At 57.6% G+C, this 11,878-nt stretch carries 8 protein-coding genes; 7 read left to right on the top strand and 1 reads right to left on the bottom strand.

What is annotated here, in order from left to right; all coding sequences use genetic code 11:
- Positions 1 to 72 precede the first annotated feature (72 nt).
- On the top strand, positions 73 to 1,518 hold the full coding sequence (gene tldD / locus IAE50_RS05530; RefSeq protein ID WP_200134851.1) for a metalloprotease TldD: 1,446 nt from the start codon (positions 73 to 75) through the stop codon (positions 1,516 to 1,518).
- A gap of 42 nt (positions 1,519 to 1,560) precedes the next feature.
- On the opposite strand, the gene aaeR is transcribed toward tldD, so the two are convergent.
- The gene (gene aaeR / locus IAE50_RS05525; RefSeq protein WP_094422282.1) at positions 1,561 to 2,484 is read right to left on the bottom strand and encodes an HTH-type transcriptional activator AaeR; all 924 of its coding nucleotides are present in this window, start codon (positions 2,482 to 2,484) and stop codon (positions 1,561 to 1,563) included.
- Between the two features lie 178 nt (positions 2,485 to 2,662).
- On the opposite strand from aaeR, the gene aaeX reads away from it, so the two are divergent.
- The 6 genes from aaeX to IAE50_RS05495 all read left to right on the top strand — a co-directional run bounded on the left by aaeX (position 2,663) and on the right by IAE50_RS05495 (position 11,858).
- Positions 2,663 to 2,866 carry a p-hydroxybenzoic acid efflux pump operon protein AaeX gene (gene aaeX / locus IAE50_RS05520; RefSeq protein WP_023480966.1) on the top strand — a complete coding sequence of 68 codons (204 nt, stop codon included), beginning with the start codon at positions 2,663 to 2,665 and terminating at the stop codon, positions 2,864 to 2,866.
- 7 nt (positions 2,867 to 2,873) lie between these two features.
- Positions 2,874 to 3,806, top strand: coding sequence for a p-hydroxybenzoic acid efflux pump subunit AaeA (gene aaeA / locus IAE50_RS05515; RefSeq protein WP_076770292.1), 933 nt, complete (start codon positions 2,874 to 2,876; stop codon positions 3,804 to 3,806).
- A 5-nt stretch (positions 3,807 to 3,811) separates the two neighbouring features.
- Positions 3,812 to 5,779: a p-hydroxybenzoic acid efflux pump subunit AaeB gene (aaeB, locus tag IAE50_RS05510; RefSeq protein ID WP_094422280.1), complete on the top strand. Its 1,968-nt coding sequence runs from the start codon at positions 3,812 to 3,814 to the stop codon at positions 5,777 to 5,779.
- A gap of 83 nt (positions 5,780 to 5,862) precedes the next feature.
- Positions 5,863 to 7,317 carry an NAD-dependent succinate-semialdehyde dehydrogenase gene (locus IAE50_RS05505; RefSeq protein WP_200579758.1) on the top strand — a complete coding sequence of 485 codons (1,455 nt, stop codon included), beginning with the start codon at positions 5,863 to 5,865 and terminating at the stop codon, positions 7,315 to 7,317.
- 27 nt (positions 7,318 to 7,344) lie between these two features.
- Positions 7,345 to 7,614 (top strand): hypothetical protein, encoded by a 270-nt coding sequence (locus IAE50_RS05500; protein ID WP_200579776.1) that lies wholly within the window; start codon positions 7,345 to 7,347, stop codon positions 7,612 to 7,614.
- A 161-nt stretch (positions 7,615 to 7,775) separates the two neighbouring features.
- Positions 7,776 to 11,858: a S6 family peptidase gene (locus tag IAE50_RS05495; RefSeq protein WP_200579757.1), complete on the top strand. Its 4,083-nt coding sequence runs from the start codon at positions 7,776 to 7,778 to the stop codon at positions 11,856 to 11,858.
- Positions 11,859 to 11,878: the final 20 nt, after the last annotated feature.

Here is an 11,878-nt window from a genome sequence, read left to right as displayed (position 1 = left end):
AGCGAATTGCCTCAAGCTCCTTGTATCGCACTTTTTTATTGCCCGATGTGGCGGCAACGACGAGAAAACATGATGAGTCTTAATCTGGTGAGTGAACAACTACTGGCAGCGAATGGCCTGAATCATCAGGATCTGTTTGCCATTCTCGGTCAACTGACCGCGCGTCGTCTTGACTACGGCGACCTCTATTTCCAGTCGAGCTATCACGAATCCTGGGTTTTAGAAGACCGCATCATCAAAGATGGTTCGTACAATATTGACCAGGGCGTGGGCGTGCGCGCCATCAGCGGCGAGAAAACCGGTTTTGCTTACGCAGACCAGATCAGCCTGTTGGCGTTAGAGCAGAGCGCACAGGCCGCGCGCACCATCGTCCGCGAAGAGGGCGACGGTAAAGTCAAAACTCTCGGCGCGGTTGAGCATCAGAGCCTCTATACCAGCATTGATCCGCTGCAAAGCATGAGCCGCGAAGAGAAGCTCGATATCCTGCGTCGCGTCGATAAAGTGGCACGCGCTGCCGACAAGCGGGTGCAGGAAGTGACTGCCAGCCTGACCGGCGTCTATGAGCTGATTCTGGTGGCGGCGACGGACGGCACGCTGGCGGCCGATGTGCGCCCGCTGGTACGTCTCTCTGTCAGCGTACAGGTTGAAGATGACGGTAAACGCGAGCGCGGTGCCAGCGGCGGCGGCGGTCGTTTCGGTTACGAGTGGTTCCTGCAAGAGGTGGATGGCGAAGTTCGTGCCGACGCCTGGGCGCACGAAGCGGTGCGTATGGCGCTGGTCAATCTCTCTGCCGTTGCCGCGCCTGCGGGCACGCTGCCAGTGGTGCTGGGCGCAGGCTGGCCGGGCGTGCTGCTGCATGAAGCGGTTGGTCACGGCCTCGAAGGGGACTTCAACCGTCGCGGCACTTCCGTATTCAGCGGCCAGATGGGGCAATTGGTTGCCTCCGAGCTTTGCACCGTGGTCGATGACGGCACCATCGCCGATCGCCGTGGTTCAGTCGCCATCGACGATGAAGGGACGCCGGGCCAGTACAATACGCTGATCGAAAACGGCGTGCTGAAAGGGTATATGCAGGACAAGATGAACGCGCGCCTGATGGGCGTAAAGCCGACCGGTAACGGCCGTCGTGAGTCTTATGCCCATCTGCCGATGCCGCGTATGACCAACACCTATATGCTGGCGGGCAAATCGACGCCGCAAGAGATTATCGAATCCGTGGAGTACGGCATCTATGCGCCGAACTTCGGCGGCGGCCAGGTGGATATCACCTCCGGCAAGTTCGTCTTCTCCACCTCTGAGGCGTACCTGATTGAAAAAGGCAAAGTGACCAAAGCGGTGAAAGGCGCGACTCTGATTGGCTCCGGCATCGAAGCGATGCAGCAGATCTCCATGGTGGGTAACGATCTGAAGCTCGATAACGGCGTTGGCGTCTGCGGCAAAGAGGGGCAGAGCCTGCCGGTTGGCGTGGGTCAACCGACGCTGAAGGTCGACAATCTGACCGTCGGCGGCACGGCCTAATCCTTACCGTTCACCCTCTTTGCGCAAAGAGGGTGAACGCTTTCACACCCTGCGCCCCTGCATGCTCTGGTAGACCTTCGCCACCTCGATAAAGTAATCCGTTAAATAGTTAATACAGACCTGCACTTTCAACGGCAGCTTATCTTTCTGCGTGTAGAGCGCGTAAACCGGGCGCGGATCCGACTGGTAGCGCGGGAGCAGGATCTCAAGCTGACCGCTGTTGATCTCATCGATCACCCACATCAGCGGCACGTAGGCGATCCCCGCGCCGGCGGTTAACCAGCGGGTTAAGGTCATCGGATCGTTGGTGACAAACCGCCCCTGTGGGATCAGGCGCGTGGCGATCCCTTCCGGGGCCACCAGCTCAAACTCATTATCCGGGCGCACGCTGTACTCCAGCCACGAGTGGTTCACCATATCGGCCGGTTTTTCCGGCGTGCCGTACTGGGCGAGATAGTTTTTGGCCGCGCAGACCACCATCGGCATGGTGCCGAGGCGGCGGGAGAAGAGGCTGGAATCCTGCAACGCGCCCACGCGGATCACCACGTCCAGCCCGTCGGCGATAAGATCCGGCGCCGGGATCCCCGTTACCAGATTCACCGACAGCCCCGGGTGCTCTTTCAGCATCTCGGCGGTCATTTTTGCCAGCACATTTTGCGCCATGGTTGAAGAGCTACCGATGCGCAGCGTGCCGATGGGCGTATTGTTAAAGGCGTAGAGCTGCTCGTGCACATCCTGCACCTCATGGAGCATTCTGCGACAGCCCTGATAGTAGATCTTTCCCGCTTCGGTCAGCCCAATGCTGCGCGTGCTGCGGTTCAGCAGCTTTACCTGCAGTTCATCCTCCAGCTTCGCCACGGTCTGGCTGATGGACGAAACGCTCATCTGCAACTGACGTGCAGCGGCGGTAAAGGAGCCCAGTTCCACCACTTTGGCGAACACCGACATGCGTTTTAAACGTTCCATTATTCACTCTGACTTAAAAGTGATTTAGATCACATAATATAGATAACAGCATAACAGTTACGCTAATATACTATCTATCCATAATATTCACGTCACTCTCGCCTGGCTCTCCTTGCCCTTTCCTGCGGTGGCGTACGAACGATTTATCACCTGCAAGCGTAAAAAAACCAAGGTCAACATGAGTCTGTTTCCCGTCATCGTGGTGTTCGGTTTGTCGTTCCCACCGATTTTTTTCGAGCTGATTTTGTCGCTGGCGATTTTCTGGCTGGTGCGTCGGATGCTGATCCCGACCGGGATCTACGATTTTGTCTGGCATCCTGCGCTGTTTAACACCGCACTCTATTGCTGCCTGTTTTACCTGCTGTCGCGTTTATTTGTTTGAGGTAGAAGTGAAAACACTAACAAGAAATATCACCCGTACCGCGATCACCGTGGCGCTTGTTATCCTGGCGTTTATCGCCATTTTCCGCGCCTGGGTTTACTACACCGAATCTCCCTGGACGCGTGATGCGCGCTTCACCGCCGACGTGGTAGCCATCGCCCCGGATGTCACCGGGCTTGTCACCAGCGTCGATGTTCACGATAACCAGCTGGTCAAACAGGGCCAGGTGCTCTTCACCATCGACCAGCCGCGCTACCAAAAAGCGCTTGAGCAGGATGAAGCCGATGTCGCCTATTACCAGGCGCTGGTCAATGAGAAGCGACGCGAAGCCGGCCGCCGCAACCAGTTAGGCATCCAGGCGATGTCGCGCGAAGAGATTGATCAGGCGAATAACACCCTGCAAACCGAACTGCATCAGTTAGCGAAAGCGCAGGCGACGCGCGATCTGGCGAAGCTCGATCTGGAGCGCACTACTATTCGTGCGCCGGCCGATGGCTGGGTCACCAACCTCAATGTTTATGCCGGTGAGTTCATCACCCGCGGCTCTACCGCCGTGGCGCTGGTGAAACAGAACAGTTTCTATGTGCTGGCCTATATGGAAGAGACCAAGCTTGAGGGCGTACGCGCCGGTTATCGCGCCGAGATCACGCCGTTAGGCAGCAATCAGGTGCTGAAAGGCACCGTCGACAGCGTCGCCGCCGGGGTAACCAACTCCAGCAGCACCAATGACAGCAAAGGGATGGCGACCGTCGACTCCAACCTTGAATGGGTTCGCCTGGCGCAGCGCGTGCCGGTGCGCATCCGTCTGGATAAACAGCAGGGCAACCTGTGGCCGGCAGGCACCACCGCAACCGTCGTGGTCACCGGCAAAACCGATCGCGACGCCAGCCACGATTCGCTGTTTCGTAAAATCGCCCACCGTCTGCGTGAGCTGGGGTAATCGCTATGGGGCTGTTCTCTATCGCCAGCCAGCATCTGCGCTTTGCCTGCAAACTGGCCGGCGCGGTAGTGCTGGCGCTGTTTGTCGGCTTTCACTTCCAGCTTGAAACACCGCGCTGGGCGGTGCTGACCGCGGCGATTGTTGCCGCCGGTCCCGCTTTTGCGGCAGGCGGCGAGCCTTATTCCGGCGCGATCCGCTACCGGGGTATGTTGCGTATCGCCGGGACTTTCATCGGCTGTATTGCCGGGCTGACCATCATCATTATGCTGATCCGCACGCCGCTGCTGATGCTGCTGGTGAGTTGCATCTGGGCGGGCTTTTGTACCTGGGTCTCTTCGCTGATACGCGTTGAGAACTCCTACGCCTGGGGGCTGGCGGGCTATACGGCGCTGATCATTGTTATCACCATTGAGCCCAACCCGCTGCTGGCACCGCAATACGCCGTGGAGCGCTGTAGTGAGATCGTGGTGGGGATTTTGTGCGCGATTGTCGCCGATCTGCTCTTCTCGCCGCGCTCGGTGAAGCAGGTGATTGACCAGGAGCTCGATAGCCTGCTGGTGGCGCACTACCAGTTGATGCAACTCTGTATCAAGCATGGCGACAGCGAAGAGGTCGATGCCGCCTGGGCGGCGCTGGTTCGCCGCACCGCCGGGCTGGACGGTATGCGCAGCAACCTGAAGATCGAATCCTCGCGCTGGGGGCTGGCAAACCGCCGTCTGAAGGTAATCAACACCCTCTCGCTGACGCTGATTACCCAGGCGTGCGAGACCTACCTGATTCAGAACACGCGCCCGGATCTGATCACCGATACCTTTCGCGAGCTGTTCGACGAGCCGGTCGAAACGGTGCAGGACGTGCACCGGCAGTTAAAACGCATGCGCCGGGTGATTATCTGGACCGGCGAGCGCGACACGCCGGTGACGCTCTACAGCTGGGTCGGGGCGGCGACGCGCTACCTGCTGCTTAAGCGCGGCGTGATTGGCAATACCAAAATCAGCGCCATCGAAGAGGAGGTGCTGCGGGGCGAAGCGGTGGTGAAAGCGGAGTCCGCCGAGCGCCACCACGCAATGATTAACTTCTGGCGCACTACGCTCTCTTGCGCCCTCGGCACGCTCTTCTGGCTGTGGACCGGCTGGACCTCCGGCAGCGGGGCGATGGTGATGATCGCCGTTGTCACATCGCTGGCGATGCGGCTGCCGAATCCGATTATGGTGGCGAAAGATTTCGTCTACGGCATGCTGTGGGCGCTGCCGATTGGCGCGCTCTACTTCCTGGTTATTCTGCCCGCCACCCAGCAAAGCATGCTGCTGCTCTGTATCAGCCTTGCGGTGCTGGCCTTTTTTATTGGCATCGAAGTGCAGAAACGGCGGCTGGGATCGATGGCGACGCTGGCAGGCACCATCAATATTTTGGTGCTGGATAACCCGATGACCTTCAAATTCAGCTTCTTCCTCGACAGCGCGCTCGGGCAACTGGTGGGTGTGGTGCTGGCGATAACGGTGATCCTGCTGGTGCGCGATAACTCGCAGGCGCGCACCGGACGCGTGCTGCTTAACCAGTTTGTCTCGGCGGCGGTCTCGGCAATGACCACCAACACCGCCCGGCGCAAAGAGAACCACCTTCCGGCGCTCTATCAACAGCTCTTCCTGCTGCTGAATAAGTTTCCCGGCGACGTAGCGAAGTTTCGCCTCGCGTTAACGCTGATCATTGCTCACCAGCGGCTGCGCGATGCGCCGGTGCCGATCAATGACGATCTCTCGGCGTTCCACCGACAGTTGCGCCGCACCGCCTCTGAAGTGATCGCCGCCGGATCCGATACCAAACGGCGTCGCTACTTTACCCAGTTGCTTGAAGAGCTGGCGGTGTATCAGCAGAAACTGCGTGAGTGGAATGCTTCGCCGCAGGTGACGGAGCCGGTCGAGCGGTTAACCGGCATGCTACATAAGTATCAACACGCGCTAACCAGCAATTAATGACAAAGCCGACGCCCTAAGCGTCGGTTTTTTTATGACTATACTTCACAGGAGAATCAACACACCGCAGATCAGGAGAACTCATGAGCACGCAGGCATTGCAGGAGAGTGCGCTTTTTCAGACCGGTTATCTGGTCGATGGCGTCTGGAAAACCCTGGAGACCACCTTTGAGGTTCTGAACCCGGCCAGCGGCGAGGTGATCGCGCGCGTGGCGAAAGCGGGGAAAAAAGAGACCGAAGAGGCGATAGCCGCCGCGGCGCGCGCCTTTCCCGCCTGGCGGGCAAAAACCGCCAAAGAGCGCTCAACCATTCTCTATCGCTGGTATGAGTTGATTATCGAGAACAAAAGCTGGCTGGGGCGTTTGATGACCAGCGAGCAGGGTAAGCCATTGAAAGAGGCGGAGGGCGAAGTCGAGTACGCCGCCAGCTTTATTCAGTGGTTTGCCGAGCAGGCCAAACGCGCCAACGGCGAGATCATTCCGCCGGTTAAGCCGGGATCGCGCATTCTGGCGACCCGTGAACCTATCGGCGTGGTCGCGGCCATTACGCCGTGGAACTTCCCAATGGCGATGCTGACCCGCAAGCTTGGCCCGGCCCTGGCCGCAGGCTGCACCGGGGTGATCAAACCCGCCAACAATACGCCGCTGAGCGCCTTTGCGCTGTTAACGCTGGCGAAAAAAGCGGGTGTCCCGGATGGCGTGCTGAACGCGGTCGCTGGCACAACCTCTGAGATCAGCGATGCCATTATGGCAAGCCCGGAGGTGCGCAAAATCTCCTTCACCGGCTCAACGGCAGTGGGCAAAACGCTGGTGCGCAATGCAGCCGAGACGATGAAAAAGGTCTCAATGGAGCTGGGCGGCAATGCGCCCTATATCGTCTTTGACGATGCGGATATTGATGCCGCAGTGCAGGGCGCGGTGGCGAACAAGTTCCGCAACGCAGGCCAGGTGTGCGTTAGCGTCAACCGCTTCTATATCCAGGAAGGGGTCTATGACGAGTTTACCCGCAAGCTGAGCGAGGCAGTTAAAGCGCTGAAAGTGGGCAATGGCATGGATGAGGGCGTGGTCGTCGGCCCGCTGATTGAGTCATCCGCTGTCGATAAGGTACGTGAGCATGTTGAAGATGCAGTAGCGAAAGGCGCGAAAGTGCTGACCGGCGGCGAACCGCACGCGCTGGGCGGTAACTTCTGGCAGCCGACGGTGCTCGGTGACTGTAGCGATGGCATGAAACTGGCGCAGGAAGAGACCTTCGGCCCGCTTGCCGCCTGCTTCCGCTTTACCAGCGAAGAGGAGGTGATCAAACGCGCCAATGCCACGCCGTTTGGGCTGGCAGCCTACTTCTATACGCAAAACCTGCAACGGGTATTCCGCGTTTCGCAGGCGCTGGAGAGCGGCATGATCGGCGTGAACGAGTGCGCGGTATCGACCGAAGTCGCGCCCTTTGGCGGCGTGAAGGAGTCGGGTTTAGGCCGCGAAGGCTCCGTGCTGGGATTAGACGAGTTTATGGAAGTGAAAACGCTACATTTAGGCGGCTTATAAACAGTGGAACGGCAGATGATGGAGAGCATGAAAACCTACACCTTCGATTTCAAAGAGATCGCCGATCAGCGCGCCTTCTACCGCGATTTTTGTCGCCAGTTCGCCCTTGAGGAGGAGAAGGTGCACGATCTCGATTCGCTGTGGGATGCGGTGGTGGGGGAAGCGCTACCGCTGCCGCTGGAGATTGTGTTTATCCATCTGCCGGAGAAGAAGCGCCGCCGTTTCGGGGCGCTAATCCTGCTGTTTGATGAAGCGGAAGAGGAGCTGGAGGGCGCGCTGCATTTTAATGTGCGCTAGCCGCGCTCTATTTTCAGAATATATAAATATCACGCTGTGCTAGAGTTAATTCGCGGCGGGCAAAGCGCCTGTCGCGATAAATATAATAAGTAGGGGCTTATTACTATATTTTCAATGTAGAGCAATATTTTCTTCTATTACTAAACCAAAGGATGGTTAGTATGAAAAAGATATATTCGCTTGAAGTCACGCTATCACTCTGTTTATCTCTTTTTTTCCCTTCCTGCGCACTGCATGCGAAAGCGCGCATTGTTCAACGCTCCGTGGCGAATGCAGATATTCCTTATCAGACCTATCGTGATTTCGCGACCAATAAGGGGGCTTTTTATCCGGGAGCGCGGGATGTGCCCATTTATAATAAATATGCCCAGGCAGTTGGCCTGTTAAATCAGGCACCGATGCCCGATTTCAGTAGCGTAAATAATAGATCGGGTATCGCGACACTTATTCACCCGCAATATGCAACGACGGTGCATCATAATCCCACGTCATATCTCAGCACCCTGGAATTTGGTCATTACCCTTATGAACTTGCGGACAGAGAGAGTATCCGGCTAAAGGACTTTAGCGTTATTCGCTTAAATAAAGTGGTGACGGAGGTGGCGCCCGCCGCGATCTCCCCCTTAAACATGCCGCTCAAAACCCTGCATGACGAGGCGCGTTTTCGTCTCTTTTACCGCATGGGATCCGGCAGACAAAAAGTGAGCGATGCCTCGGGTAAGCGGAGCGATATTCAGGGGGCGTATCGTTTTCTCACTGGTGGGACCATCGGGCAGCCGCGGATTAACCGTTATCAACTGTTAGTAATCAACTCCGGCGATGTTTTTGACCCTAAAAATGGTCCGCTGGCGAGCCACGGCGCACTGGGCGATAGTGGCTCCCCGCTCTACGCCTGGGATCGCCTGAACAACCAGTGGATCGTTGTCGGTTCATTAAGCATGCTCTATCTGGGGCCTCTTGAGCAGACCGCGTACACCTTTGTTGACCCACAATTTATTCAGCAGACAAGGGATAAATATGCCAGTGCGGCGATAGAAAACCGGCAACGCAATGCGCTGTTTATCTGGCGATACGATGCGGCAACCGGTGCGGGCACGTTAACGCAGGGCAGAAGCACTTATGCCATGCAGGGCAAGGGCCCAGAGGGTACCAGTAGCGGTAACGATCTGGTTTTTCGCGGCGCGAATGCTGTTTTGATGTTGCAGGATAGCGTCGATCAGGGCGCGGGAAGCTTAACCTTTTATGGCAACGCCAGCGTCTCGCCGATGGAGGCGCAGACGTGGATCGGCGGCGGCGTCAATGTCGCTGCCGGCGCAACGGTAAAATGGCTGGTGAACGGCACCGAAGGCGATAACTTGCATAAGGTGGGAAAAGGTACGCTGAGCGTTAACGCGCTAGGCATCAACCCTGGCGGATTGAGTATCGGTGACGGAACCGTGGTGCTCGCCCAGCGCCCCGATGCACAAGGCAGGGTGAAAGCATGCAGCCTGCTGCGCATCGTCAGCGGCAGGCCGTTAGTGGTGCTTCGCGATGGTCAGCAGGTCGATCCCGATTCGATTACATGGGGCTTTCGCGGCGGCAGGCTGGACGTTAACGGCAATGCGCTCACTTTCCACCAGCTCAATGCCGAAGATTACGGGGCCGCGCTGATTAATCGTGCAGGAAAGCGGGCCGATATCCATCTACGTTATCAGCGCGCGATCGACTCCATCCCAGTCTACGAGTGGTCTTACTCGCGAACCGGGCAGGTTGGCGAGCTGTATGGGTACCGTAATTCCAATACCGGCACTAATGATTACTTCATTCTTAAAACGCCTGAGTATGACTGGTTCCCGGACAATCAGCACAGCAATGAACATTGGGAGTTTGTCGGTCACGATCATCAGCAGGCGATCCGAACCCGTTATGAGCGCCTTAAAGATGAGGACTACATGTATCACGGGCAGCTGCGGGGAAACCTTAACTTCACTAACCGTGTCGCACCCGGAACGCGGGGCGCGTTGATCCTCGATGGCGCGGTCGACATAGCCGGCGATTTTACGCAGCAGTATGGCCGGCTGGTGTTTCAGGGCCATCCTGTTATCCACGCCTATAACACGCCGGAAATTGTTGAAAAACTGCGTTCGCTGCGGGATTTTTCGCTGCGCAGCGAGCCGGTCTCGTTTACGCAGCCGGACTGGGAGCGCCGCATCTTTCACGTCAATCGCTTAGTGCTCGATTATGCCTCCTTCGATCTGGCAAGAAATGCGTCACTGACCGGCAATATTGAGGCCAGAGGCTCGGCTATCACACTGGGTAGCGCTACGCCTTATATCGATATTAATGATGGCAATGGCGTGGTGAACGTGCCGCGCCAGGGCAGTTCAACGGGAGCGCTTGATGAGGAACTTAGCCGCTTCTGGGGGCACATTAACCTCTCCGCACACTCGACGCTCGCCATTCGGGAGAAATTTACCGGCACGGTTTACGGACAGGATAGCCAGGTCACGGTTTCGTCGCGGGATGCCACCTTGGACGGATTCAGCCAGTTCAGCCAAACCCCGCTCACCCTTCTGGAGAATGCGCGGCTGACCGCAACGGGCGGCTGGAGCAGTGACGCTACGGTGAGCGTCGGCCCTTCCGCCTCGCTACTGCTGGCGGCCAATCCTGTCGCGCCGGGGCGCGTGACGCCAACACTCTATGCGCTCAAGAGCAGTGCAACCTATGAACTTAATGATGAAAGCACGCTTAACGTGGCCCCCTTTGCCTCGCTATGGGGACATATTCACGCCGTGGGCGAGGCGTTCATCCGCTTTGGTGAGAGTGATGTGCCGCGTCTTGTTGAGGGCGTGACACCCGGGCAGAAGGGGAGCGTGGCCAGGCTCTTTGGTTTTCAGAGCAGCTGGATTGGTTCACTCTCTGCGCCGCGCGCACGTTTAAGCCTCAATGCGACGCGGTGGCAGCTACGCCGCGATTCCGGGGTCGGCAGGCTCTCAGCGTCGCGCTCGCTGGTGGGGCTTTCCGCTGGAAGACATCGCTTTAACACCTTAAGAATTGGTGAGTTAGAGGCCAGCGATACGGGGTTTGCCCTGCGTACGGATCTGCAAAGCAGCGATAAAATCGTGATTAGCCAGCGTGCGGCTGGGGGAAACAACGTTCTGTTTCTGGATGTGCTTAAGCTCTCCCGACGCCTCCAGGGGCTGCATCTTCCGTTGATTACGGCCCCGCGCGGCACGCCCGCTTCGCTCTTTACGGCGGCAAAGGCGGTGAGGGGATTTAGCAAACTTGAGCCGATTATCAAACGGCAAGAGGATGCGCTAAACACACAGTGGGTCCTGACCGGTTTCCGGCAGACGCCCGATCCCGCCGCCGTCGCCAAAGCCAGACGCTTTTTTGCCATGAGTTATAAGCGGTTCATTACGGAAGTGAATAGCCTGAATAAACGCGCCGTGCAGTTGCGGGAAAAGGGCGGGCGTGCGGGAGCGTGGGCATTCACGCAACGCCATAACGGCACCGGCAAAGGGGGCGTAAGCCACCACGACGCCATGACCTGGTCGGGTATCGACAGAAAAAGCGCCTTGCCCGGCGCCGATCTCTATTCTGGCATCTATATGAGTTACGCCACCCAGCAGTTAAGCGGCGAAAGTATGCAGGGGAGCAGCCGCGATTTCGGCGCAGGCTACTACGCCACGTTGCTGAGCAAGTCTGGTCTCTATCTCGATGCGGGGGTGAAATATGTCCACTCGTTCAATCACGACTGGCTGGCATTCAGCGGTCTTAACGCACGGGATTACCGCACCAACAGCTGGTTAGGCGGCGTTGAAGCGGGGTATCACTATCCGCTGACCCGGCATGCCTACATCGAGCCGCAGGCGCAAGTTGTGCTGGGCAAGCTCTCTGGTGCCACGTTTCACTGGCACGATCGTGGTCTCTCTCTCTCCCTGCATCGGCAGAGCGCGACTCCATGGGTGGGGCGTACAGGGATCGTGGCGGGGGCGCACTTCTGCGATGATGATCGGGCGATTACGTTGCGGGCAGGGTGGCATTATGAGACGGAACTGCGGGCGGATGGCGATATCACTCTTCATGACGATGCAGGCAATATGCGGGTTAAGGCCGAACGTGACGGGCGCATGCACTACTATGCCAGCATTGATGGGCAGGTGAGCGATAACCTCCACATGGAGCTTGATGTTGCGCACTCAAGGTTTGGCAACATGGATGCGGAGCAGGCTATCAACGCGCAGGTTCACTACTATTTCTGATAAAAAAAGCCCCTGCCAGG

Origin of the sequence: Kosakonia sp. S42 (assembly GCF_016624785.1) — a bacterium.
GTDB classification, from domain to species: Bacteria; Pseudomonadota; Gammaproteobacteria; order Enterobacterales; family Enterobacteriaceae; genus Kosakonia; species Kosakonia cowanii.
Note: the sequence above shows the minus strand (reverse complement) of the source record. Positions and strands in the feature narration are given on the sequence as shown.